Origin of the sequence: Aurantiacibacter sp. D1-12, assembly GCF_028858515.1 — a bacterium.
Classification (GTDB): domain Bacteria; phylum Pseudomonadota; class Alphaproteobacteria; order Sphingomonadales; family Sphingomonadaceae; genus Alteraurantiacibacter.
In genome coordinates this window covers 128,450-154,652 of sequence record NZ_JAPJZJ010000003.1, presented here as the reverse complement: position 1 = coordinate 154,652, position 26,203 = coordinate 128,450, and the positions used below count along the sequence as shown (strand labels likewise).

Annotated in this window: 19 protein-coding genes; 11 read left to right on the top strand and 8 right to left on the bottom strand. The window is 60.2% G+C overall.

Features of this window, described 5'->3' with window-relative positions; all coding sequences use genetic code 11:
* Position 1: 1 nt before the first annotated feature.
* From gcvT to OOZ52_RS07650, 5 genes are all read left to right on the top strand, one after another.
* Positions 2-1,129, top strand: a complete 1,128-nt coding sequence (gene gcvT / locus OOZ52_RS07670; RefSeq protein WP_274697926.1) for a glycine cleavage system aminomethyltransferase GcvT — start codon at positions 2-4, stop codon at positions 1,127-1,129.
* A 5-nt stretch (positions 1,130-1,134) separates the two neighbouring features.
* A complete protein-coding gene (gcvH, locus tag OOZ52_RS07665) occupies positions 1,135-1,506 on the top strand; it encodes a glycine cleavage system protein GcvH (RefSeq protein WP_274697925.1) in 372 nt (123 codons plus the stop codon).
* A 90-nt stretch (positions 1,507-1,596) separates the two neighbouring features.
* A complete protein-coding gene (gcvPA, locus tag OOZ52_RS07660; RefSeq protein WP_274697924.1) occupies positions 1,597-2,952 on the top strand; it encodes an aminomethyl-transferring glycine dehydrogenase subunit GcvPA in 1,356 nt (451 codons plus the stop codon).
* A complete protein-coding gene (gene gcvPB / locus OOZ52_RS07655) occupies positions 2,949-4,514 on the top strand; it encodes an aminomethyl-transferring glycine dehydrogenase subunit GcvPB (protein WP_274697923.1) in 1,566 nt (521 codons plus the stop codon). The genes gcvPA and gcvPB overlap by 4 nt, the downstream gene beginning before the upstream one ends.
* Before the next feature lie 85 nt (positions 4,515-4,599).
* The gene (locus tag OOZ52_RS07650; protein WP_274697922.1) at positions 4,600-6,219 is read left to right on the top strand and encodes a pre-peptidase C-terminal domain-containing protein; all 1,620 of its coding nucleotides are present in this window, start codon (positions 4,600-4,602) and stop codon (positions 6,217-6,219) included.
* 118 nt (positions 6,220-6,337) lie between these two features.
* Here the strand turns inward: OOZ52_RS07650 and OOZ52_RS07645 are convergent, their stop codons facing one another.
* The 6 genes from OOZ52_RS07645 to OOZ52_RS07620 all read right to left on the bottom strand — a co-directional run bounded on the left by OOZ52_RS07645 (position 6,338) and on the right by OOZ52_RS07620 (position 17,057).
* Entirely contained in the window at positions 6,338-7,924 is a 1,587-nt protein-coding gene (locus OOZ52_RS07645) for a sodium/sugar symporter (protein ID WP_274697921.1), read from the bottom strand.
* 78 nt (positions 7,925-8,002) lie between these two features.
* Entirely contained in the window at positions 8,003-10,366 is a 2,364-nt protein-coding gene (locus OOZ52_RS07640; protein WP_274697920.1) for a glycoside hydrolase family 3 protein, read from the bottom strand.
* 145 nt (positions 10,367-10,511) lie between these two features.
* The gene (locus tag OOZ52_RS07635; protein ID WP_274697919.1) at positions 10,512-11,741 is read right to left on the bottom strand and encodes an MFS transporter; all 1,230 of its coding nucleotides are present in this window, start codon (positions 11,739-11,741) and stop codon (positions 10,512-10,514) included.
* Positions 11,734-12,798 (bottom strand): LacI family DNA-binding transcriptional regulator, encoded by a 1,065-nt coding sequence (locus OOZ52_RS07630; protein ID WP_274697918.1) that lies wholly within the window; start codon positions 12,796-12,798, stop codon positions 11,734-11,736. The genes OOZ52_RS07635 and OOZ52_RS07630 overlap by 8 nt, the downstream gene beginning before the upstream one ends.
* Position 12,799: 1 nt before the next feature.
* Positions 12,800-13,777 carry a glycoside hydrolase family 16 protein gene (locus OOZ52_RS07625; protein WP_274697917.1) on the bottom strand — a complete coding sequence of 326 codons (978 nt, stop codon included), beginning with the start codon at positions 13,775-13,777 and terminating at the stop codon, positions 12,800-12,802.
* A 124-nt stretch (positions 13,778-13,901) separates the two neighbouring features.
* Positions 13,902-17,057, bottom strand: coding sequence for a TonB-dependent receptor (locus OOZ52_RS07620; RefSeq protein ID WP_274697916.1), 3,156 nt, complete (start codon positions 17,055-17,057; stop codon positions 13,902-13,904).
* Between the two features lie 279 nt (positions 17,058-17,336).
* Here OOZ52_RS07620 and OOZ52_RS07615 point away from each other — a divergent pair, with 279 nt between their 5' ends.
* Together OOZ52_RS07615 and OOZ52_RS07610 are read left to right on the top strand one after the other, a co-directional pair.
* On the top strand, positions 17,337-18,845 hold the full coding sequence (locus OOZ52_RS07615; RefSeq protein ID WP_274697915.1) for a tryptophan halogenase family protein: 1,509 nt from the start codon (positions 17,337-17,339) through the stop codon (positions 18,843-18,845).
* Positions 18,846-18,946: 101 nt separating this feature from the next.
* Entirely contained in the window at positions 18,947-19,621 is a 675-nt protein-coding gene (locus OOZ52_RS07610) for a response regulator transcription factor (protein ID WP_274697914.1), read from the top strand.
* A gap of 87 nt (positions 19,622-19,708) precedes the next feature.
* On the opposite strand, the gene OOZ52_RS07605 is transcribed toward OOZ52_RS07610, so the two are convergent.
* Both OOZ52_RS07605 and OOZ52_RS07600 read right to left on the bottom strand, forming a co-directional pair.
* Positions 19,709-22,399 (bottom strand): TonB-dependent receptor domain-containing protein, encoded by a 2,691-nt coding sequence (locus tag OOZ52_RS07605; protein ID WP_274697913.1) that lies wholly within the window; start codon positions 22,397-22,399, stop codon positions 19,709-19,711.
* Positions 22,400-22,519: 120 nt separating this feature from the next.
* A complete protein-coding gene (locus tag OOZ52_RS07600; protein ID WP_274697912.1) occupies positions 22,520-24,091 on the bottom strand; it encodes a hypothetical protein in 1,572 nt (523 codons plus the stop codon).
* A 281-nt stretch (positions 24,092-24,372) separates the two neighbouring features.
* Between OOZ52_RS07600 and OOZ52_RS07595 the strand changes: the two genes are divergently transcribed.
* From OOZ52_RS07595 to OOZ52_RS07580, 4 genes are all read left to right on the top strand, one after another.
* Positions 24,373-24,741 (top strand): tetratricopeptide repeat protein, encoded by a 369-nt coding sequence (locus tag OOZ52_RS07595; RefSeq protein WP_274697911.1) that lies wholly within the window; start codon positions 24,373-24,375, stop codon positions 24,739-24,741.
* A gap of 247 nt (positions 24,742-24,988) precedes the next feature.
* Positions 24,989-25,606: a lytic transglycosylase domain-containing protein gene (locus OOZ52_RS07590; RefSeq protein ID WP_274697910.1), complete on the top strand. Its 618-nt coding sequence runs from the start codon at positions 24,989-24,991 to the stop codon at positions 25,604-25,606.
* Between the two features lie 2 nt (positions 25,607-25,608).
* Positions 25,609-25,902, top strand: a complete 294-nt coding sequence (locus OOZ52_RS07585) for a TrbC/VirB2 family protein (protein ID WP_274697909.1) — start codon at positions 25,609-25,611, stop codon at positions 25,900-25,902.
* Between the two features lie 12 nt (positions 25,903-25,914).
* On the top strand, positions 25,915-26,196 hold the full coding sequence (locus tag OOZ52_RS07580) for a type IV secretion system protein VirB3 (protein ID WP_274697908.1): 282 nt from the start codon (positions 25,915-25,917) through the stop codon (positions 26,194-26,196).
* The last annotated feature ends 7 nt before the right edge of the window (positions 26,197-26,203 follow it).

The window sequence follows — 26,203 nt, the reverse complement described above, 5'->3', positions numbered from 1 at the left end:
AATGAGCAAAACCGAAACCGAAGTCGAAAACCAGGCACCTGAAAAGCTGCCGCTGGACGTGTGGCACCGCGCGCAGGGGGGGCGTATGGTGCCTTTTGCCGGATACGAAATGCCGATCCAGTATGAAGGCATCAAGGCCGAGCATGACTGGACGCGCAGCTCTGCCAGCCTGTTCGATGTAAGCCACATGGGCCAGCTTTCGATTACCGGCGAGAATGCCGCGCTCGAGCTGGAGAAGCTGCTGCCCAACGGGATTGCCAATCTGGGCGAAGGCAAGATGCGTTATTCCCTACTGCTGACCGAAGCTGGCGGGATTATTGACGATCTTATCGTCACCAACACCGGGCCGCATCTGGCGCTGGTGGTCAACGGCGCCTGCAAGTGGGAAGATATCGCCCACCTGCGCGAACATCTCGATGATAGCATCACGCTCACCCATTTCGATGACTTCGCGCTGCTTGCCCTGCAGGGCCCGAAGGCTGCCGAAGTGCTCGAGGGGCTGGTGCCGGGCGTGAGCGAACTGACTTTCATGACCGCAGGCCTGTTCAAGTTCAACGACCAGCACGTGTGGGTCAGCCGCGCAGGCTACACCGGCGAAGATGGCTTCGAAATTTCGATCCATGAAAGCCACGTTGAAGACCTCGCCAATGCATTGGTGGCGGACGAGCGGGTGAAGCCAGCAGGCCTCGGCGCACGCGACTCGCTGCGGCTTGAAGCTGCTCTGCCGCTCTACGGCCATGACCTGTCGTTGGACACCGATCCGGTAAGCGCGGGACTGACTTTTGCTATCGCCAAGGCGCGGCGGGAAACGGGCGGCTACATGGGTCATGCCGCCACGCTTTCACGCCTTGATGGCGGCAGCACGCAAAAGCGCGTAGGCCTCGCTCTCGATGGCCGCCTCCCAGCTCGCGAAGGCGCACAGGTCTTCTCGGACAATTCGGCAGTTGGCACCGTCACCAGCGGCGGTTTCTCGCCCACGCTCGGCTATCCGATCGCGATGGCCTACATCGACAATGAATTTACCACGGAAGGGACCGCGCTTGAAATCGAGGTGCGCGGCAAGCGCCTGCCTGCCAAGGTCGTCCCCTTCCCCTTCGTCCCGCACAAATACCACCGCAAAGGAGCCTGAGCAGCATGGCACGTTATTTCACTGAAGAGCATGAATGGGTCGACGTTGAAGGCGACACCGCTACCGTCGGCATTACCGACTATGCGCAAGAACAGCTGGGCGATGTCGTATTCGTGGAAGTTCCCCAGGCGGGTGCTGATCTGACCAAGGGTGGTGACGCCGCCGTGGTCGAAAGCGTGAAGGCAGCAAGCGATGTCTATTCTCCGATCGCGGGAACCGTGGTTGAAGGCAACGCCGCGCTGGAAGGCGAGCCCGAACTCGTCAACTCCTCTCCCGAAGCCGATGGCTGGTTCTTCAAGCTGACCATCGCCGACAAGGGCGAACTGGAAGGCCTGATGGACGCAGCAGCCTACAGGGCGTTCTGCGACGACCTTTAACGTCATCCCGGCGCAAGCCGGGACTGCTGTCCGCCTGGCCGGACGTTCTGGATTGAGATTCCAGCTTCCGCTGGAATGACGAGAAACACCATGCGTTACCTCCCCCTGACTGAAGCCGATCGTTCGACGATGCTCGATGTTATCGGCGCTCCCAGCGTCGATGCACTGTTTAGCGATGTGCCGTCCGACCTCTATCTCGACGGGCCGATCGAAGGCCTGCCGCTGCATGCGACCGAGATGGCTGTCGAGAAGCACATGCGCTCGCTGTCGAAGAAGAACCTCGCGGCTGCGGACGCGGCGTTTTTCCTGGGGGCGGGTGCCTATCGCCATCATGTGCCGGCGACGGTCGATCACCTGATCCAGCGCGGCGAGTTCCTGACCGCCTACACGCCGTACCAGCCGGAAATCGCGCAGGGCACGCTGCAGATGCTGTTCGAGTTCCAGACGCAGGTTGCGCGCCTTTACGGCTGCGAGATCGCCAACGCCTCGATGTACGATGGCTCGACTGCGTGCTGGGAAGCGGTTGCCATGGCGGCGCGTGTTACGCGCAAGAAGCGCCACGTTCTCTCCGGCGCGCTGCACCCGCACTATGCCGAAGTCGTGCGCACGATGGCGAAGTTCACCGAGGACGAGATTGCCGGGGCGGAACTGAGCATGACGCCGCGCCCCGACGATGACGGACTGATCGCGCGGATCGACGAGAATACCGCGAGCGTCGTGGTGCAATATCCCGATATCCTCGGCCGCATCCCCGATCTGCGCAAGATCACCGATGCGACCCATGCAGTTGGTGCCAAGCTGATCGTCGTGAATACAGAGCCGGTGGCGCTGGGCGCGCTGGAAGCTCCGGGCAACCTCGGCGCGGACATCGTGGTGGGTGAAGGCCAATCGCTGGGCGTCGGCTTGCAGTTCGGCGGGCCGTACCTCGGCCTGTTCGCGATTTCGGATCCCAAGCTCACCCGCCAGATGCCAGGTCGCCTGTGCGGCGAGACGGTCGATGCCGATGGCAAGCGCGGCTTCGTGCTGACGCTCTCCACTCGCGAGCAGCACATCCGCCGCGAGAAGGCGACCAGCAACATCTGTACCAACAGCGGACTGTGCGCACTGGCATTCTCTATCCACATGACTCTGCTGGGCGAGAAAGGTCTTGAAGGCCTAGCCGCAGAGAACCACCGCCTCGCCTGCATTGCTGCGGATCGGCTGGCGAAGGTGCCGGGTGCCACGGTGCTGAACGAGCACTTCTTCAACGAGTTCACGCTGATGCTGGAGGGCGATGCGCGCCAGCTGGTACGCGACCTCGCCGAAGACGGGATCCTCGCCGGTGTCTCGCTCGCACGGCTGTTCCCCGATGGTGATGCCAACGGATTGCTTGTTGCGGTTACCGAGACGACCACGCTGGAGGACATCGAAACGCTTGCCTGTGCTCTTGAGGAGAAGCTGTCATGAGCCAGATCAATCAGAGCGGATGGAAGCCCGGAACCCCGATGGCAGCCAAAGACGCAGGCGCGCACCCGACCGTCACCGGCAACAAGGCGCTGATGCTGGAAGAGCCGCTGATCTTCGAGATCGGCGATAGCGATACCTACGGCGTCGACCTTGCCGAAACGCACACCGATCTGCCGAGCCGCATGGGCGACTTTGCGCGCAAGAGCGACATTGGCCTTCCGGGTCTCTCCGAACCGCAGACTATCCGGCACTACACGCGCCTCAGCCGCCAGAACTACGGGATCGACCTCGGTCTCTTCCCGCTCGGCAGCTGCACGATGAAGCACAACCCGCGCCTCAACGAGAAGGTCGCGCGCATGCCCGGGTTCCTCGACGTTCATCCGATGCAGCCGATCGACACGGTACAGGGCGCGCTTGGCGTGATCGACGAGCTGGCGCACTGGCTGATCGAGCTGACCGGTATGCAGTCCGTCGCGATGAGCCCCAAGGCTGGCGCGCATGGCGAGCTGTGCGGTATCCTCTGCATCCGTGCCGCTCTCGAAGCGCGCGGCGATGCGCGCAAGGTCGTGCTGGTGCCCGAAAGCGCGCATGGCACGAACCCGGCGACCGCAGCCTTCGCGGGCTACACGACAGAGGACATCCCGGCGAATGCCGATGGCCGTGTCGATCTCGAAGCGCTCAAAGCGCGGCTCGGCCCCGATGTGGCGGCGGTGATGATCACCAACCCCAACACCTGCGGCCTGTTCGAGCGTGACATGAAGGCGATCTCGGATGCGGTGCATGAAGCGGGCGGGCTTGTCTATTGCGACGGTGCCAACTTCAACGCGATCATGGGCCGTGTGCGTCCGGGCGACCTTGGCGTCGATGCCATGCACATCAACCTGCACAAGACCTTCTCCACCCCGCACGGCGGCGGTGGCCCGGGCTCGGGTCCGGTGGTGCTGTCCGAGGCGCTCGCGCCGTTCGCTCCACTCCCCTTCGTGGACAAGGACGCCGACGGCAACCTACACATCGTCGAGGAAGAGACCGTTGGCGAGGAGCATGGCAGCAGCTTTGGCCGCATGACCGCCTTCCACGGCCAGATGGGCATGTTCACCCGCGCGCTGACCTACATCCTCAGCCACGGTGCGGACGGGCTCCGCCAGGCGGCAGGTGATGCGGTGCTGAACGCCAACTACGTGCTGCGCCGCCTAGACGATGTGCTCCATGCACCGTTCGGTGCCAGCGGGCCGTGCATGCACGAAGCGCTGTTCGGTGACGAAGGCTTTGCCGAGGGGCTTTCCACACTCGATCTCGCCAAGGGGCTGATCGACGAGGGCTTCCACCCGATGACCATGTACTTCCCGCTGGTGGTGCATGGCGCGATGCTGATCGAGCCGACCGAGACCGAGAGCAAGGACGGGATCGACCAGTTCGTAATGTCCATGCGCTCGCTAGCCGAACGCGCGAAGGAGGGTGACGAGGCGTTGAAGACCGCTCCGCACCATGCTCCGCGTGCACGCCTCGATGAAGCGCAAGCTGCGCGTAAGCCGCGTCTGGTGTGGACTGCGCAAAGCGAGTAACGCCGAAAACGAGGCGGTGCATTCGGTTTTCGTTCAGCTTTACATCGCTATAGGTGAACGGAATCGCGTCAAACAGGGGGTTTGAATGACAAAAGCAGGCTATCTTTCCGCCGCCGCAATGGCCACCGCTCTGGTGCTGGCACCTGCTGCCGCGCAGACCTTCACGGCTAGCAAGAGCACCGAAGAGACCGCACAGACCAAGCAGGATCGCAAGCCGCAACGGGCAAGTGCCGCGTCCTCCAGCAGCGCGCTAGAAGTCGGCGCTGCGTTGCGTGGCAGCCTCTCGGGCACAAGCAATACCCACACGATCGAAGGCCGTGCGGGGCAGCGGTTGCGCGTTTCGCTCAGCTCCGATGCGTTCGACACCATTCTGCGCATCACCGGGCCCAATGGCTTCTCCGCCGAGAATGACGATGCTCCCGGCGCACAGACGCTGAACAGCCTCCTCGACATCGAGTTGCCCGCCAGCGGCACCTATCGCATCACCGTTTCCGCTTATGGCAATCAAGGCAGCGGCCGCTATCGCCTTGCCGCGATGGATCCGGCCAATCCGGTTCCTGGCGGGGCTCCTTCGATTGCGATGGGTCAGACCATTTCGGGCGCTCTGACGCCGAGCGACGAGACTTCGCTCACCGGCCAGTATGTCGACTACTATGCCTTTTCTGGCCGTGCCGGGCAGCGGGTGACGTTCGACCTTGGTGGCGGCGATCTTGATACTTTGCTGTCTGTCTATCTCCCCGACGGCCGCGAAGAAATGAACGACGACTTCAACGTGTCGGAGAGCTTTGACAGCCGCCTTTCCGTCACCCTTCCGATGGACGGCACCTATCACGTCGCCGCCAGTAGCTTCGCGCCCGGAGCCACCGGTGACTACGCGCTGACGATCCGCGAGGCCGATGCTGATGTGCGCACAGTGCGCCCGGCTTCGGGCAATGCCCGTGTCTTCGCGCTTAGCGTGGGCGTGGCGAACTACGAGCGGATCAGCCCGCTCAACCGCACCGATGAGGACGCAACGCGTGTGACTGCTGCCCTGCGCGATTCTGGAATGCTTGCACCTGAAAGCGTAACACTGGTGGATGCTCAGGCGACCCGCGCCAACTTCGCATCGGCGCTGACCGACATCACCAATGCGATGGGTGATGACGACCTGCTCCTCATCTTCTTCAGCGGCCATGGCGAGAAGGTCGAGAACATGACGACAGAGCGCGATGGCTCTGCCGAGACGATCGAGCTCTTCGACGCGGCCCTGTTCGACTATGAGCTCGCTGCGATGATGGAAGACGTTGATGCCCGCACGCTGCTGGTGATCGACGCCTGCTTTGCGGGCGGTTTCGACCAGGTCGTGCGCCAGCGCAACGAGCGCATGGGCATCTTCAGCTCTGACGAGGACGTGCTGAGCCTTGTTGCCACGGGCGAGAAGGCGGGCGGCTACATCAGCCACATCTTCCGCGCCGCACTGGAAGGCGGGGCTGACCTCAACGGTGACCGCGCACTGGAAGCGGGCGAACTGTCCGAGTACATGCGCCGCGAGTTCTACCGCATGGTTCTGGAAGAGCCGCTTTCCACCGATGCCGAGGACTTCCGCGATCTGCAGACGCCCGGTTGGCAGCACATCATCGTCGATCGCGGTGGTGACGGGATGCCGCACCAGCAGGTGCTGATGAACATGGGTTCGGTCAATGGCGAGGCTCTCGCCCGACGCTGACCCGCTGCTCTACAGACACAGAAAAAGGGCGGGATGTCAGCTAACGTCCCGCCCATTTTGTTGCTCCCGTCCGAGCAGAAACAGTTGGGCGACGTCCCGCAGGACGCCGCCCTCCCCCTTACCACAGAACCACGTAGAGCCCGATCAGGATCGCGATCACAATCAGTGACAATGTGTTGAACAGCATCGTGGTTGCAAAGCCGATGTCCTTGAGATTGACGGTCTGCTCCTCATCCGGAGCCCCCGTCATGCGCGATACGACCATCGCGGCCAGAACAGCGCCAAGGAACACGAACCAGATTCGGATAATGAACGGGACATCGGGCAAGCCGAATTTCAGTGCCACGTTGACGGCGACCGAGCCAAGCAAGGCCACGTAGGCCCCTGCAGTGTTCATCTTCTTGTCGAAGAAACCGAGCAGGAAGACCACCACAATACCCGGCGCGATAAAGCCCGTGTATTCCTGAACCGTCTGGAATGCGCTGTCGAAACCACCGAGGAACGGCTGTGCAAGCAGCAGTGCAATGCCCATCGCCACAAAGGCAGTCACGCGGCCAACGGTTACATAGTGCGTCTCCGCTTCGTTTGGCTTCTGCGCCTTGTAGAGGTCCATCGTGAAGATCGTCGAGATCGAGTTCATCATCGATGCAAGCGACGACACGATAGCCGCAATCAGTGCTGCGAAGACGAGACCACGCAGCCCCGCCGGTGCAACCGACATCAACTGACCATAGGTATTGTCCGAAGTTTCGGTCAGGGCTCCGCTATCGAGCATGCCGTTCTGCGCCAGCACCACGGCGGCGATGCCGGGGATGACGACAATAAACGGCACCAGGATCTTCAGAAAGGCGGCGAAGGCGAGGCCTTTCTGCGCCTCCGGAAGGCTTTCCGCACCCAACGCGCGCTGGATGATATACTGGTTGAAGCCCCAGTAACTGAAGTGCAGCACCCATAGGCCGCCAAGGAGCGTCCAGATACCCGGAAGGTTGCTGTAGGCCGCGTGGTTCTCATCCAGGATCATCTCGAAGTGACCCGGCATTTCCTCATACAGCATACCTAGGCCCGCCATCGCACCATCGGCGCCGGGCAGCATGTCGAGTGCGATCCACGTGATGGCAAAGCCACCGATGATCAGCACGACAACCTGGATAATGTCGGTCAGGGCAACCGCCTTGAGGCCACCGTAGAGCGAGTAGAGCGCTGCAAAGCCCGCAAGCGCGGCCATCGATCCGAAGACGCCCCAACCTGTCAGAGCGCTGACAGCAAGGCCCCCAAGCCAAAGCACCGTGGTGAGATTCACAGCCGTGTAGAGGGCAACCCAGAACACGCTCATCAGCGTCTTCACGCCGCTGCCATACCGCTGTTCGAGGAACTGCGGCATGGTATAAATCTTGCGCTTGAGGAAGATCGGCAAGAAGTATTTTGCCACGATCAACAGGACCAGTGCGGCCTGCCATTCATAGGCGGCAATTGCTATGCCGACGGCAAAGCCCTGTCCCGACTGGCCGATAATCTGCTCTGCCGAAATGTTGGATGCGATCAGCGATGCGCCGATCGCCCACCACGGCAGCGCGCGGCCCGCAAGGAAGTAATCCTCGGTATTGCGATCATGGTCAGCAGGCTGACGCGAAACCGCGAGTGCGATCCCCAACAGCGCCAGCGCGTAGCCGACGATGATGACGATATCGATCGTCTCAAGTGCCATTGTTTTCTTCTCCCCAAATGCGGACTGCCTCTCCGGACAGCCTGCAGGACCCGAATATTACGCTCTCTCGACCTACTCTTAGAAAGAGCATTCCGTATTGTCGGGCAAGTCTTCGCGCCGAATATCGGAAATGCGGAAGGTGATCTCGCCTTCGCTTACAAAGGTGATTGTGTCCCCCAGATTGTCGACACACTGGCCGGTGATGACCATTTCGCGGAAGCCCTTGCCCTGCGCGTTCTCGAACTGGAGACGCACATCGACGTTGCTCATCGCAGCACCGCTATTCCCGGACCGGATGGCCATGCCCCCCGTCGGACGGGTAACCACCTCATAGGTGATGCGCCATGCACCGCCGCTGCTCTCTGCCTGGGTGATCGCCAGGCTGGAGCCGGCTGCCATAGTGATTTCACGCGAGTCTTCCTGCGCATCGCGGTCATAGCCGCGCGCACGCACGCCGCCCTCGCTGCCGACCAGATTGGGAAGCGCGCCTCCGCCAACGACATTGGCGGTTACACCATCGCCCAAACGGCCGGAGGAGAAGATGTCGCTTGAAGGGCCAACCATCAGTGCCGAACATTCTTCGCTCAGCTGACGCAGCGGAGCTGCTTGATCGAGCGAATTGCCGTAGCCGAAAGCGAAGAGCGCCCCGGATGACCCGTTAACAGGTGTACCGCCGCAATTGGCCGGCCAGCTGAAGGACAGACGCCCCGTCGCCGGAACTGCGCCCGTCAGGACATCGGCAATACCCGCGCCCTCGCTGCCAGGCAGCCAGCTTGCCACAAAGGCGTTGGAAGCATTGAGCTCCCGGTTCATCCACATCGGACGGCCCGACAGGAAGACAGCAACCGTCGGAATGCCCTGCTCCTGAAAGCCGCGGAGCAGCCCAAGCCCTTCTTCATTGCGGAACACCAGATCAGTCTGGTCACCGGCGAATTCGGCGTATGGTTCTTCGCCAAACACCACGATCGCAAGGTCCGGCCGATTGTCAAAGCTGCCGTCCGGCGAAAGCGTAGCAGTTCCACCATCGGCGGTTACAGCTTCCTCGATACCTTCCCAGATCGATGTCGCATTGGGGAATATCTCGTCGGCAATGCCTTCGTCGGCGCCCATTTCCCCTTCGAGACCACCCTGCCATTCGAGCGTCCAGCCGCCGGCAGCCTGGCCGATATCGTCTGCCGCCAGACCTGCCACCAGGACATTGGCCCCAGAAGCGAGCGGAAGAACCCCGTCATTCTTCAGGACAACCTGCGAGCGGGCCACCGCCTCACGTGCAAGCGCCCGGTGTTCATCGGAAGCGAGCAGATCGAACTGCCCTGCCAGGCCGCGCTCCGACGGGAGCAAGGGCTCTGGGGCAAGCAGGCCAGCACGGTACTTCACACGAAGGACTCGTGTCACGGCTTCGTCCACCCGTTCCATCGGGATGGTGCCGTCATTGACCTGTGCGATCAGCGTTTCGGTCAGTTCGCGCCAGTCGTCCGGCACCATGTAGATATCGAGACCGGCCATCAGCGATTGCGCGCAATCGGTAACGGTGCATCCGGCCACCTGCCCGTGACCGTTCCAGTCACCCACGACAAGGCCGTCAAAGCCCATTTCGCCGCGCAGCACTTCGGTCAGCAGTTCTTCGTTGCCGTGCATCTTGCGGCCATTGATCGAGTTAAAACTCGCCATAATCGCTTCGACGCCGGAATCGATAGCTGCCGGATATGGGACCGCGTGCACGGCCATCAGTTCATCGATATCACCGTTTACATCGCCCTGGTCGACGCCCTGTTCCGTGCCGCCATCGCCGAAGAAGTGCTTGGCGGTCGCAATGACGCGGCCTTCGCCTAGATAGCCATCGCTGCCCCGCTCGCCCTGCAACCCCTCGACCAGCGCTGCGCCCAGCTCGGCGACGAGTTCGGGATTTTCCGAATAGCTCTCGTATGTGCGGCCCCAGCGATCATCCTGCGCGACCGCAACTGTCGGCGAGAAGTTCCAGTCAATGCCGGTGACCTCAATCTCGATTGCCGTCGCGTGGCCGATCCTGCGGACAAGGTCTGCATCGCCCGCCGCGCCCAGCGCAATGTTGTGCGGAAAAATGGTGGCACCCACGACATTCGTGTGGCCGTGGACAGCATCGGTGCCCCACATCGTCGGGATGATCGGCTCGCCATCATCCAGCGGCTCGATAGAGGCTTCGTACATTTCGTCTGCGTAACGCAGCCATTCCGATGCCGGCGCAAACTCGTCACCATAGGGGCCGCCGTTTCCGCCGTTGAGGTAACTGCCGAAACGGTAGCGCTCCATGTCCTCTGGCGTGAATGAGTTGATTTGCGGCTGGATTAGCTGGCCAATCTTGCGTTCCAGCGACATGCGCGAGACTAGATCGGCGATGAACGCGTCCTCATCCTCGTAAGCCACCGTAGATTCGGCGATTGTCGCTTGCGAACCGAAGGACATTGCGTCGCACCCAATCAGGCTGACACTCAACACTGCCGCAGCAACTGTCGCACGAAATTTAGACCCCGACCGCATGATTTCCTCTCTCAATGCCGTTCTTTGAGAACGTTCTCAATTGGTGTTTTTACACCGGATGTCGGGCAATTCAAGCGCCTATTTGAGAAGTTTGCCCCACGGGCCTTGCCGAAAGCAGGATGATGGCCGCCAGTCCGGCCAGTCCGGCGAGAAGAAAGAACAGTCCGGAGAAGCCAAAGATCGGGACGAGCATGAGTGTCAGCACCGACATGATGGGCGAAGGAATGGTGTTGGTCAGATTGAATATGCCGAGATCGCGCCCGCGCGTTTTGGGTTGTGGCAGCACGCGAAGCGTCTGTGCCGAATGGAGCGACAGGAAAACATGCGATGCCAGCCCGAATGCGGCATAGCCGGCAAGCGCCAGAACCAGGTTGGGCGCAAGCGCCATCGCCAGCAATGCCAAAGCACTGATCGCCGCGGCAATACCAAGCGGCAGGATGGGGCGATCATTGCGGTCGGTCCATCGTCCAACGAGCAGACTGACCGGGGCAGTCATCAGCAACACCAGGAAGAACACCTGCGCGGCGTGGCTATCGGCAATGCGCGGATCAATACTGCGCAGCCAGAGATAGAGATATGCAAACAGTGCCGCCTCGGCGATCTGGACCAGCAAGCGCGCAGCCCACATGCGGACAACAATTCGCCGGGGCCGGGAGTGCTCCTCATCTCCGGCCTTTATCTCGTTGGGCTGCATCAATTGGGGAAACGCCGAAGGCTTGCCCCAGATCATGACCGGCAAAACACACAGGACCACGAGGACCGCCACCACGATCATGCGCATGTCCGCCTCGATCCATCCGGGAAGCGTGACGACTGCGCCCGACAGAGCCCCCATCGCCGGAGCGAATGCGAGCAGGCCGCCGAGCATACCTTTCTGGTGATCAGGCACGGTGTCACCCGCCCATGCCGCCAGCGGGCTGAGCATCATGTTGAGGGCGAGTTGCCAGAGGATTAGCAGGCCGAGCAGGAGCTCTAGCGTAGCTGCGGCGGTAAGGGCCACGAGCAGCGCGCTGCTCAGAAACAGCCCCGCCATGATCAGCGGTTTGCGGCCACGCAGGATGTCCGACAACCAGCCAAAGCCGATATTCGCAACGCTTGCAGCTATCGCGCCGGCAAACGCGAGATAGGCGAGCCACGCCACGCTTTCCGCACCTGCCATCGCCTCAATGCGGACAGGCAGGAGAATGGTGAGAAAAGGCACATAGGCGACTGCCCCGCCGGCAACCGCCAGCGCATAGAGAAGCAGGAAGCGTAGAGACTGCCGTTCGGCCTGTGCGTCTTCTACCCCGGTCTCAGGCATCAACCGCCGTCTTGAGGCTGGCAACGGATTCGCGCTCGATCAAAGCGCCTTCGATCACGATAGGCATTGCCGGCAGCTCCTCGCCCCGCTGCGCCATGATCAGCAGCTCGACTGCCCGACCAACGGTTTCCGCAATGGGCTGGTCAATCGCCGTCAGCGCGGGCTGCACAAAGCGAACTACGGGCGTGTTGTCGAAACTGATCAGCGAAAGATCGCCGGGCACTTTCAGGCCCAGCGCTTGCGCCACTGCGTTGGTCGCCATCGCCATCTGGTCATTGCTCGCGATAATGGCTGTCGGGCGCTCTTTGCGGGTGAGCATGATATGCGCCGCCTCTTCCCCGGATTCGAAAGAGAAGTCCCCGCGTTCGCAAAGGCCTTCCGTCAGCAGCCCGGACTCTTCCATCGTCCGTTTCCAGCCCGTCTTGCGGCGGTTACTGACAGCATATTTCTCCGGCCCGGCGATCATCCCGATCCGGCGATGCCCCTTGTCGATCAGGTACTGCGTCGCCATCGCCGCCATGCGGCTGTCAGCCATCGTCAGCGAAATGCTGCCGCCATTGGCGCGCGAACCGATCCGGGCGAAGGGAATCTTGTGCGCTTCGAGCAGGTCGGTGATCAAAGGGTTATCTGAGTGCGGGGGCGTCAGGAGCACCCCGTCCGGTTGCAAGGCTGCAATCGCACCCTTGAGCTCGCGCTGGATATTATCATCGTGCGTATCGACCAGCTCGAAAATCAGGCGGTATCCGTGTTCGGCGCATTTGAGCATCCCGCCCATCAGCATCTGGTCGACCCAGTCGTTACCTTCGCGTGCTTTCCACGCCTCGATTGTGCGTTCGCGGTCATTGAGAGCGAGAATAAGGTAAGACCGCGATCCGCTCATCCGTTGAGCAGCGATTGATGGCACGTACCCCAGCTTGTCGATCGAGGCCTGCACCCGCTCCTTCATCTCTGGGCGGACATTGGCTTCGTTATTGATCACACGGCTAACCGTTTGCAGGGAAACGCCTGCATCCGCAGCAACGTGCTTGATCGTAACTGATTGTCTTCTGCGTGCCATGTCAGCTGCCCCCCATGCAGCCACGTCCGGTTTCGGGGTCCGTATCACACTGCCAGACTCTAACCCAGTCAACTTCCATTTGCTTGGAGAAACCTTCGTTCGAGACGCCGCCAAGCGCGCGCCCTTCGGCAAGACCTCCGCCCACGGCAAGGTTCAGGATAAGGTGAAAGGGTCGATCAAACGGCGCGTTCGGATCATCGCTGGCGGTGGTGAACCAGTCCTCCGCCTCGGCAGTGGCAAATGGCTCGCCATCGAAAGTCCAGGTGAAGCGGCCTTCTTCCCACACAAGCCCATAGGTATGGAATTCGCCATCGAGCACGGCCGGGCGCTCCACTTCGGTACTGTAGAGCTCGTTGTCGGGCCATTCGCCACCGAAATGAAGAGTGCCCAGAATCGTGTTCTCACCGCCCTCTTCGCAATCGGCATCGCACTCGACACCCAGGTTCACCGCTTCGAGAATGTCAATCTCGCCAGCAGAGGCCCAGGTTCCGTAGGTATCGTCTTCGGGAAGCATCCAGAACGCGGGCCACGTACCTTGACCCTGCGGCAGGCGGGCCCGCATTTCAAAGCGACCATAGGTCCAGCCGAAATTCCCGGCAGTGGTGATCTTGCCCGATGTGAAGGGCTTGGTCGCCTGCGCATCTGGGTCATCCTGAAACGGAGCCATATGCGGCGGCCAGGCATTCCCGCTCCACTCTTCCTCACGCGCCGTCAGGACGAGAAGCCCGTTTTCAACGGCGATGTTTTCCGCGCGTGCGGTGTAACATTGACGCTCTTCATTACCGCCGCCCCAGCAATCTTCGATCCGGTTCCACGCCGCGGTATCGAGCGTGTCTCCGTCAAACTCATCCGACCACACAAGCCGCCAGCCATCACCCGCAGCAGCGTCCGCCTGCTCAGCCGCGCCATCGCCGCAGGCCGCCAAGAGCCAGCAGCTCGCGGCAATCCCGGCACCGGAAATCCAGTGATTCAATCGCATTGCATACCCATCCCGTAACCTGTCTACGCAAAGCCAAGCACCCTGCGCCACAGAAAAATGGGCCCCGGCGCGCAAAACACACCGGAGCCCATAAGGTCCCATCTTATCCGAAGGAGCTCCGACTTTAGAAGTCGAACCGGACAAGGAAGGTGAAACGACGATCGTTGCGATAAGCAGACCGGATGACCCGGTTGCCGTCAAAATCAACGACCGAACTCGTTTGCGTCACCTCATCAAGCAGGTTCACACCCTGCACACCGATCTTCAGGTTATCGGTGAGATCATAGAAGATCGATGCGTCGAGCTGACCCGTGGCTTCACCGTAAATCGGCGAGAACGGGAAGATCACGTCACGCGGGGTCTGCAGGAACTCCGAGCGCCAGTTGTAGGCGGCACGGGCCGAGAACCCATCGACTTCGTAGAACAGCGTTGCGTTGACCGTGTGCTCCGAAACACCGGGCTGCGGCAGATCACCGAACACGTCACCCGAAGACGAGAAATCTTGCGAGTCGATGTAGGTGTAGGTGAACTGGCCACCCAAGTGCTGCAGCGGACCGGGCAGGAATTCCCAGACGTCCTGATAGGCCAGTTCTACACCGCGAAGCGTGGCTTCGCCGAAGTTGAGCGGACCGTTGACTTCAACATCGACCGTCACGCCCGACGGGCTGGTGAACGGACGGACCGTCGGGCCAAAGCCGTCAAGGTTGCGGAAGTCCTTCTGGAACACAGCTGCTGTGATCGAGCCCACATCATCGAAATAGTATTCGAGGCTGAAGTCATAGTTGTCCGATTCAATCGGACGCAGCAGACGGTTGCCGGTGAAGATCGCAAACAGCGGTCCGTTGGCAAGCGCATCCGGTCCGGCGATTTCAAGCGCGCGGGTGTTGTCGAAGATCGAACCACCCGTGCGGAATGCCGCCAGATCCGGACGTCGGATGCCCTGCGAGAACGCGAAACGCGCAAGCAGTCCGCTACCGAAGTCCAGCTTCACGTTGAAGCTAGGCAGCCAGTTTTCGAAGACAATGTCATTACTGTCGTCGATCACTTCACCGGTGAACGCGGAAGCGAATTCATCCTGGCGCGCAGTGCTCAGCGAACAATACCCCGGCGCCTGCTGCCCTGGCTGGACATTGGCGCAGGCAGCGCGAATTTCGTCGCCCGTCACTACACCGTTCATGTCGGAATCGAAGAAGTTGCCGAACGGGAAGTTGATTTCCCCTTCGCTCTCCACAGTCGTTTCGACATAACGGAGGCCGATGTTACCCGACAGCTCCCAGCCATTCGCAAAGTAGGTGCCGAAATCGAGGCGACCATAGAAGGCCTTCGTTTCTTCACTCACGTCAGAGATTTCACCGGGCAGGAAGACCGTACCGTCTACCAGACCACCGCGCGCGCTGATCGGGAACCAGGCGTTTGGCGTCAGGGTGAATGCAGTGATTTCGTTCGCCTGGCGGGTAATGTCACCGCTCAGGTAATCGGCAACGGTGTTGTCGCCGCCGAAGAAGAAGGCAGAACCGTCACCCAGCGGGGTCGGCGCATTGCCGCGCTGGAAGCTGTCTCCGAACGGGTTACGGACGTTGGCCGACTCAGGGAAGTCGAACACATAGGCGCCGCCACAGCCGAAGGCCTGGAAGTCGCCGCAGTTCCAGTTACCGCCGCGGCCCGTCCACGGAGCACCAAGGTTGCCCCAGTTGGAGAAGTTGGCGCTGCGCGAAACGCGGTTACGCTCTGCCCAGCGTGCACCGAAGCGCGCCGTGCGGAAGAAGCCGTCGTCCGACAGGTCATACTCAAGGTCACCGCGCAGGCTGTAGAGATCGCCTTCGTTGTCGACCTGATTGTCGAGCAGGAACCAGTAGAAAGTGCGTGCCGGATCGTTGAAGTATGCTGCGTTTGAAGCACCCGTGCCCGGCTCAAGGAACTGAACCTGCGGCGTCTCGCCGGTATTGTCGATGGCAATATCGGTGTAGGTCTGCATCGCCGAGATAAAGCCGTCTTCGGTACGACCCGAAGAAATATACTGGCCTTCAAAGTTGGCGCGGAAACGATCTGTAAGCTCGAAGTCGACATCGATCGAGAAGTCTTCAGTGAAGGCTTCGTCTTCACGCTGGAAACGCAGAAGCTCGGTCGGGATGCCGCCGGCAGCATTGCCGTTAAACGGCTGCAGCTGCGTCAAGACACCGGTCTGGAACACGCCGTTCTGGTCGAACGTCCAGGTGGAACCGTCGGCTTGCACCGGGAACAGGCCATCATCGTTGACGAGGCCAAGAACCGCGAATTCGTTAATCGTCGCTTCGGTTTCCGCACGCAGGTATTCCATCGTGACGAGGAAGCCGCCGTCGAGGCTTTCGAACTGGCCGACAGCCGAGAAAGCGCGACGATCACGGGTCAGGCCGGTGGTACGGACGCCTGCACCCTTCGGCGCGATGACTGTACCGGCAGGCGGGAAGTTGGTTGCGTCGAAGTTCGGATCACCGAAATAGCCGCCAGAGCCAACGTTCACGACACGCAGACAGCCACTATCCAGCGTGTCAGCACGATAGCAAGGGTCCGTCAGCTGCGAAGCGTCGGTCCGCGTCACCAGCTCCTGCTGCGAATAGCCGAGCTGGAGGCCGAAGGTGCCGATACCCGAATCAAAGGTATTCGAAACGAGGCCAGAGAAACCGGGCGACCACTCTTCAGCCATGTCACCGTAGTTCACTTCCAGGGTGCCGGCGATGTTGAAGCCGGGGTTGTCGAGCGGCTTGCGCGTGACGAGGTTGACGAGACCGGAGATGTTACCCTCGATCATGTCAGCCGATACGTTCTTGTAGATCTCGACGCGACCGAGGAGCTCAGGCGAAACGTCGTTGAAGTTCAGCGTACGACCACCGTTGGCTGAGAACACGTCACGGCCGTTCAGGTTGGCCAGCACGTAGGGCAGACCACGAATGATGACATTCGAGCCTTCGACCGAGAAACGGTCAGGGTCATCACGCTGTTCGAAGCGACTGATGTTCACGCCCGGAACACGCTGCAGCGCTTCGGCAACCGAACGGTCTGCCAGCGCGCCGATATCTTCGGCGGTAATCACGTCGACGACGGTGTCGGCGTTTTCCTTGAAGTCCTGCGAGCTTTCGAGCGAAGCACGAATGCCGCTTACGATGATAACGTTGTCGTCAGAAACTTCTTCCTGCTCTTCCGTGTCCGCATCCTGCGCGAAAGCAGCATGCGGAACGGCCGCGCACAGCGCGATGCTGGACACGGTAGCGAGCGAGCGAACCCGGCTTGCGGGCGTAATCATGGATTTGCGCACTGTATTCTCCCCTACGATGCGAGCCGTTACGCGACCTCATCATCGGCACCAAAGTGATCCTCACACGAGGAATCAGTCTGTGACATACCAAGAATGTGAGCGTTCACAACCCTAAAAAATGAACGTTCACATTTTCGCTGGTGCTAGTGTCACATTTTTGCAATTGTCCGTTTGACAGACCAAGGACCATCATTTGATTAATGGACCCGGGCGTTTAGAACTGCACTACGGAATTTAGAGCACCCCGCCCGCCGGAGAGGGCACGACATGGCTATCGAGAAAATTGTAATCGTGGGCGGCGGCACCGCAGGCTGGATGGCAGCCGCTGCGCTGTCACGGCTGCGCAAGGGGCGTGAGTTATCCATCACGTTGGTCGAATCGGAAGCCATCGGCACCGTGGGGGTCGGAGAAGCAACAATTCCACCCTTTGTGGATTTTCAACGCCTGCTGGAAATTGACGAGGCAGAAATGCTCGCTGCAGTCCAGGGCTCCTTCAAGCTTGGCATCCAGTTTGTGAATTGGGGCAAGCTGGGCGATAGCTATATCCACCCGTTCGGCAATTACGGCTACGAAATCGGCGGTCTCAGCTTTCACCACATCTGGCATCACCAGCAGACCAAGGGTGACAATCGTCCTATAGCCGTTTTCAACGCAGAAACGATGGCAGCATTCTTCGGCAAATTCGCCAAGACTGACGACCTGCGCCGCGACGATTTGCCACCGATCAACTACGCCTATCACATCAACGCCACCGCCTATGCCGGTTTCCTGCGCAAGTATGCGGAGAAGCGCGGCGTTGTCCGCCAGGAGGGCCGGATCGACGATGTGCAGCTCGATCCGGAAAGCGGTTTCGTCAATTCAATCAAGCTCGAAAGCGGGCAGGTTATCGAAGGCGATCTGTTCATCGATTGCTCGGGTTTCCGCGGCCTGTTGATCGAACAGGCGCTCGAAACCGGATACGAGGATTGGACCCACTGGCTGCCGTGCAATCGCGCGGTGGCGCTTCCCTGCAACCGCGATGATGGCAGCCCTGCCCCGCCCTTCACCAGAGCCACCGCACATGCCGCAGGGTGGCAGTGGCAGGTTCCGCTACAAAACCGTAACGGTAACGGCCATGTCTATTGCGACAGCTTTATGGAAGCAGACGAAGCGACCGATATCCTGATCAAGAACATCGCCGGAAAGCCGACCGCAGACCCTAACCACCTGCGTTTTGTGACAGGGCGCCGCAAAAAGTTCTGGAACAAGAATGTCGTCGCGCTGGGTCTTGCTGCGGGCTTTATGGAACCGCTGGAATCAACCTCCATCCATCTCATCAATACCGGCATCAACAAGCTGGTGGCACTGCTTTCACTCGACGGCATCAACGAAGCGCAGCAGGCGAGTTTCAATCGCCTGACCACAAAAGAATACGAGAAGATCCGCGACTTCCTGATCCTCCATTACAACGCCACCACGCGCGACGATTCTGAGTTCTGGAATTACTGCCGCACAATGAGCGTTCCCGACAGCCTGACCGAGAAGATAGAGCTGTTCAAAATGAACGGGCAGATTTTCCGTGAGGATGACGAGCTCTTTACCGAAACAAGCTGGGCTGCTGTGATGATGGGGCAGGGCATCTCCATGCAGGGGCACAATGCCATGGCGGAAACGCTCGACCCTGTGGAGACGAAGAAGGAGCTCGACGAGATCGAAAAGTCGATCCGTTTCCTCGTACAGCACATGCCCGGCCACAGCGAGTATCTGGCGAAATACTGTCCGGCACCGTCAGCGTAATTCCAGTCTTGCGACCAGCGTGGAAATTCTCGCCACGATTGTCATAGGCGAGTCAAAATTGCACTGCACGAGGGCACTCACAAACCAGACTTGTGAGTGCAATGAACCGCGTAAGCATTTTCACGACCGATCCGTCCGCCGCGCTGTTCGAACCATTCGAGCACGATGACACCCGGTTTGCTTTCGCTGAGCTGACTTCGCGGGGCCCGGTGCGCCTTGTTGAAGGCGACGCATGGGCATTTGTCGATTGGGTCATGGATGACCTTGCCGGGCTGGAAATGGTCCGTCGCCTCCGCGCAGACGAGCGGATGCGCGATGCCCACATCACTATGGTTCTGGAAGAAGACGATCCGGAAGACCGCCGCCGCGCGCTGAAGGCGGGTGCAGACGATTACGCCGTGGCACCGCTTGACCGCCAGGCCATGCTCGACCGCGTTCTGGCACTGCATTCCGGCACAAGTCGGACCGTCAGTGACCGGCAGATCGAGCATGGTGACCTGACCATTCTGGTGAGCGCCGAGCAGGCTCGCTGGAACGGGACCCGCATTCCGCTGCGTCCCAATGAATTTCGCGTCCTGCGCTTTCTGGCCGAGAATCCGGACACGATCATGTCGCGGCAGGACCTGATCGATGCCTTGGGCAAGGATGGCGATCCCGATTACCTTCGGACCGTAGATGTCTGGATCAAGCGCCTGCGGTTTGGCCTGCGCGAAGTCGGCGCCGCGCATCTGCTGCGCACTGTCCACGGCAAGGGCTACATCTTCGACCGGCCCTGACACGGCCAAACTGTAAATCCATTCCACACAAAAAAGCGGCCTCTCACCATCTGGCGAGAGGCCGCAGGTTTTGCAGCTTTTGAACAGTTAGAACGTGATAGAGAGCGAAGCGCTTAAAGAGGTACCCACGTCGTAAGTATTGATCTCGAAGCGATCGACACCGTTGGTCTGGAACTCCTCGTTCCCGCGCCCGAAGATGTTGCGCGCCTCCAGCTTCAGCTCGGCCTCGCTGCCGAACAGATCCAGGCCCTGCCGATAGACGAAATCGACGGTAAGCCCCGGGTCTTCCACGATGTCGGGCAAGCCCGCGGTTCCGCGACTGGTCACGCGTTCGCTGGCGTAGTTCACCAGCAAGGTGAACTGCTGCAGCTGATCGATATCCTGCAGGCTGAGCTGCACGTTAGCGAGATGATCGGACTGGCCAGTCAGCGGAACGCCATCCACGAACAGGTTGCTCGCCGCCGTATCACCTCCGGGGAACAGCTGCGTCGTATCACCTGGCTCCACCGAAATTTCCGACTGCGTCCAGGTGTAGTTGGCAAAAATGCCAAGCTCCTTGCTTTCGAGAATGCCGCCGAAGTCCATCAGATCGATGGTGTAGGCAAGGTCGGCCTCGACGCCGTAAAGCGTTGCGGAAGGCGCATTGGCAAAGCTGGTCAGCTGGGCATTGTCGGAGAAGCTCGAAAACGCCTCGATCGGGTTTTCGATGTCCTTGTAGAAGCCCGCTACGGAGAAGCGGTCCGTGCCGTTAATGTAGTATTCGGCGCGCACTTCATAGTTGGTCAGTTCGCTATCGATGAGCAGCGGGTTGCCGTTGAACTGGCGGTTGGTTTCCGGATCGTAATAGGTCTGGAAGATCAGTTCGCGGAACTGCGGCCGGGCAATGGTGCGGCTGGCATTGGCGCGCAGCTGCAAGTCCTCCACCGGCTCCCACGTAATGGTCGCGGCCGGTAGCCAGTAGCTGTTTTCAAGCAGGGTCGAAGCGCTCGAACCACCCGCAATATCAAAAACCTGCACCGGATTGACCGTCTGCGTCGCGTCTTCATAGCGTACACCGGCATCGATGCTGAGACCGAGCACCGGTTCCCAGTTGATCTTGCCGTAACCGGCCTGCACTTCCAACCCGGCTGCGAAAGCCGGATCGGACTGGGTCGATTCAATCAGGCCGATATCGTAGAATTCGATGATCGCATCGCCGAGCAAAAGATCGGGACGCAGCGCGCCGACACCGTCGGGGAAGCTGGTGGGCGCATTGAACAGGAATTCGCGGCGCTCTGACAGCCGCTCGGTGTCTGTATAGGCATAGCCGGCGGTGAGCACGAAGCTGTCGAACACCGGATAGCTGACATCCACACCACCCGACCAGAGCTCTTCCTGCAAGTCCGAGAACACCACTGCAGCGTCACCTGTCTGCCGATCGAGCACGTTGATAAACCTGTCGCCGAACTCGCCTGCCGAGTTATCGCGGACATAGGTAAAGGTATATTCGTACGGCGCTTCACGATCAGTACGGGCGTAGCCTCCGCGCAGGTCCACGCTCAGATCGCCGAACTCCAGCTCTGCCACCAGCTGGCTGTCGATCAGTTGGCGCTCGTACCACGCGGTCTGCTGCTGCTGGATGCTATCGTCATCCTGAAAATCCTCGCCCTGCGAAAGGCGCGCCTGCTTCAGCGTGTCGCGGATGAAAAGGTTGGTGAAGCGGAAGCGGTGATCGCCTACCTCGAGCCCGATACCCAGCATGGCATTGGCCAGAATGCGGTTGTCGGTCACCACGTCGTTGAAATCGCTGTCGAGCGAGAAATCGGCGAGGATCGACTGCGACGTAATGTCGCGCGTGCGCCACTTGTTGCTGATCGATCCGGTAAACACGATGCCCAGCTGGCCATCGGCAAACACATCGACAGAAGTGCCCGCCGAAAGACTGGCAGACCAATTGGCAGGAACGTCGCCCAACCGCTGCAACAGGATCAAATTGGGATCGCCCAACTGCTGCGCAATATCGGCTTGCGTGACAGGCGCATCGTTGAAATTCTGGCTGGCATCGAGCGGAATATCGCTCATCCGCAGGCCGCTGTTGAAATAGGTCTGCAGCGCAGGCGGCGCATCGCGCGTGCCGTCATCAAAGCCGAACCAGTCAAAATCCGATCCGTAATAGGAAAGGCCGTTGTGGAACGTTGTTTCGGTATCGCCGCTGATCCCGCCGCCAATGGTCAGGAAGCTCTCATCAGGCACGGCGCGCGTGGTGAGGTTGATCACACCGCCGCCGAATTCACCCGGGAAGTTGGCCGAATAGGTCTTCTGGACAAGGCTTGATGCCACAACGCTGGTCGGGAAAATGTCCAGCGGAACAACACGACTGAGCGGTTGCGGCGAAGGCAGCGGCAAGCCGTTGAGCAGCGCCAGCGAATAGCGGTCACCCAGTCCGCGGACAAAGACAAAGCCCTGCCCCTGTACCGAAAGGCCGGTCACCCGGCCAAGCGCACCGGCGATATCGCCCTCACCCGTCCGCGCGATTTCCTCGGTTGAGAGAACGCTGACAACCTGGCTCGATCCGCGGGTCGGATCGCGATTGATGCGACCGGTTACAATGATCGCACCGCCAGGGATCGAAATGTCGGGGTCCTGGAATTCTTCCTCTTCGGGATCCTGCGTGCCGTCTTGCGACTGGTCATCATCGGCAGGAGGGACCTGCTCGTCTTGTGCGAGAGCCACGCCTGGTAGGCTAAGCGCGGTCGAGAGAAGGAGCAGTGCCGCCAGCTTGTTGCCAGAGGTGTTCATCAGGACAATCCCTTGCGTTCTATCCGTGGGGCAAGGCGGCACAGGTTTGTGCGCATTGCGATGTCGATGAGGGGGAGCTGTGCCAACCCCACAGCCGGGCACAACTCCCCCTCATCATGATCAGTTAAAGACCGGGATGGCCGTGCAGCTGCCGGTGTTGCCGCCGAAAGCGATGGCCGCGGAATCGCAGGTCCAGCCCTGGGTCCAATCATCGGAAGATGTCACCGCACCGATAAAGGTCGTCGTCTCAAAGAAACTGCCAAGCGTCGCCGCGTCGAACACGGTCATGAAGCTGTCTTCGTTGGTGCCATTCAGGTACCCGTTGACGAGGCTGTTGGTGTAGCTCTTGTTGTTGCCTGCACCTGCATCAAAGATACCCTCTGCCTGCGCCGCGGTTACGCCGCCGCTGCCATCACGGAAGTTTGTTCCGCATTGCAGGGCGACCGACTCGAAGCGCGGCGGGCCGACATCGTCGAGGCCGGCATTCGCTGCGCGGATTGTTTCAGAAAGGTCGAGGCGGATACACGGCGTGCCCGCTGCCGAGGCGTCCCAGATCAACGTGTTGTAGAGACCATAGTCGGTGCCGCCACGAATACGGACAACCTGGTCATCATCCTTGCGTTGGATAAAAGTGGCGTTCGCGATGGTCGTGTTCTGGCGCGGAGTCTGGTCTTCCAGGCCGTTGTTCGAATCGGCCTCGATAATCGTGTCACCGATCCCGGCACGCTGGGCAGCGATAACGAACTGCATGTTCGCCTTCACGCCGGTGTCGGTATCGATCGAATCGTCTTCGGCACCTGCGACAATGAGGTGCTTGATGTTCACGAAGCCACCGAAGAATTCGACGCCGTCGTCAGACGAGTTGACCGACTGAATGTGCGACAGCGTGGTGCCGGTGCCGGTGCCTCCGGTCGTCAGCGATTGCAGTTCGTTGTCGCCTGAAAGGACCGAACCGGAGAAGCGGATCTGGACATAGCTCATCGAGCCCGAGGAATCGTCATTGGTGGCACCGCCGAAGAAGTTCGGATCGGCTGCGCCTTCGACCTGACGCTCGCAGGCAACGGTGCCCGGCGTTGCACCCGGCTGCACGCAATCGGTCACCGGAGCACGGCCCGAAAGGACAACCCCGCCCCACTGGCCCGAAGAGTTGTCATCATTGATACCAAGCACGTTATCGCGGCTGGTGAAGATGATCGGGCGGTCCACGGTGCCGTTTGCGTCAATCGAATTGCCGCGCGTGACATTCAGGAACGAAGAGCCCGAAGCGAAAATGATAACGCCAGGCTCGATGGTCAGCTCGACATTTGTGTCGCTGAAACCATCCGACGCGTCAGGTGCCGGACCTCCGTCTGTACCGACACTCACCTGTCCGGGCAGACGATACAGCAGGCCGGGGATCTGGCGCAGCGTGGTCGAAGTGTTGAAACGGGTCGGCGTCGCACAGACGCGCCATTCACCCTCTGGGCCCGTAATAGTGCCCTCATCGGTAAGGCCCTGCGGATCGGCGATGGTCGGGCAACCGTTTGCCGGCGTCACCGAAGCTGACGACGTGGGCGTTGGTGTCGGGCTGGGTGTCGGGTTGTTGATAATCACATTGCCGCCCGTTCCGGGCGAAGCGATCTGGTCAGGGCCGCACGCGGCAAGCGCGAGGATGGAACTGCCAAGAATGAGTGAACGGGAAAGATTGGTCACGGCGATAGGCCCCTTAAAGTCCAGAAACTGAAGTTCAGACGTTGCGTCGGGGCACGATCTACGCCGCGTTAGTGACACTTTGTTTGCGACTATGTGACGGTTGCAGGAATCGCAGCAAGTGTCGCTCATTCTATTGTATTATAAGTATTTTATTTATGCACAGCACATCGCGAGGTCTGCGCGCGGACTCCTTTGTTACGGATTTGTGACAATATGACAGTTTTGTTGCAGTCAGGTGCTCAGGCGCGCATAATCCACGGCATCAGGAAGGGAGAACAACCATGTTTGCAACGTTGATCGCCGCGCCGATGCTGTTGGCCCAGTCAGCCACTGCACAGATGGTCGAGCAGAATTATGAAACCCGCGAAGTTGCTTTCGAAGAGCTTCTGGAAGGCGATGCCCGTGCTGCCATCGCGCAGCTCGAAGCGGAACTGGAGGCCAATCCGGGCGACCCTGCGGTGCTGATCAACCTTGGCAGCGCCCATGCCCAGCTTGGAGAGTTCGAGCGGGCACAGGCCTATTACCGGCAAGCGCGTGATTGCGAGGAAGGTTACGAGCTTGAACTTGCCAATGGCCGCTGGCTACATTCGCGCGACGCCGCCACTCTCGCGCTCGCCACCGTCGAGTTCGAGGCACTAGCAGCACGCTGAGCATAATGGCACAACAGATATAGCCCGTGGCAAACGGGCCAGGTCAGTAAAGAAACAGGGCCCGGTGACTGCACAGTCACCGGGCCCTGTTTGTTTCGGGGGTGCTTCAGGCGGGTAATCAAGTCACGAAATCGCCCCTAGGCATCTCCGCAAGCAGTGTATGACGCAAATTGTGCAATACTGTCACGTCTGTGTCATTTGTTGTAAGCAATGGCGCTGCAGACCGGAGGGATTGATGATTCTGCGCATGGCCAGCTTATTGGCCGCAACCTTGCTGACCATGTTTGCTGTACCCGCAGCACATGCACAGGTGCTGGAAATCGGCACGGACGGCAGCGCGCGCTGGGTTGGAACGGGCGCTCCTGCAAATGCTGTGGGGCCTGCCCAACCTTTGAGCGAAGTGCCGCTGGATGTCGCCGCGGGCGTGCCGGAAAGTATTGTCGCAAACACGCAATTGCACGCGTCAGGAGTTCCAGCTGTTTACGCGGCGACGATTGCCGAATTGGCAGCACGGTATGACTTGAGTCCGGCCCTGCTGGAGGCGGTTATCTGGCAGGAAAGCCGTTGGCGCGAAAATGCCGTATCCTCTGCCGGTGCACGCGGCCTCGCACAGCTGATGCCGGGGACGGCGCGGTATCTGGGTGTCGACCCCGATGATCCTTTCGCCAATCTGGAAGGCGGCGCGCGGTACCTGCGCGAGCAGCTGGACCGTTTCGATGGCGATCTGGAGCTTGCGCTTGCTGCCTACAATGCTGGCCCGGCGCGCGTCATTCGTTCAGGCGGCATTCCGCCCATTCGTGAAACACAAAACTATGTGGCGTCGATCATGCGACGTCTTGCCGATCATTCCCGGAGTTCTGAATAACCATGCAAATCTTCGCCCGCCTCGCCGCATTTCTGACCGTGCTGACGCTTCCGGCCTCGGCTTACGCGCAAGACCCTGCAGGCTCTGACCCTATCAACAATGCGGCGCGCTGGATGCAGGATACGCTGCTCGGCACGCTGGCCACGACGGTAGCGGTCATGGCTGTAGCAGCCGTTGGCTTCATGATGCTGACGGGGCGCGTCAACTGGCGCTTTGGCGCAACGGTAATTGTCGGTGTCTTCATCATCTTCGGCGCGGCATCGATTGTCGCCGGCATCCAGACGGCTGCCGGGTAAGGCGACACAGCGATGCAGCTCACCCGTTACCCTGTCCATCGCGCGCTCACCCGCCCGCAGATGTTTGCGGGGGTGACGCTCAACTACTTCGTGATCAATCTGATCGTGACAGCAGAGGCATTTCTGATTCTGAAGAGCCTCTGGATCATTCCTGTCCCGATCGTGATGCATCTGATCGGCTATTTCGCTTGTCTGCGAGAGCCACGGTTTTTTGACCTCTGGATCACCAAGGTCAGCAAATGCCCGCGCGTAAAGAACTACAAGCGCTGGGGCTGCAATTCATACGCCGCGTAGTGTTACG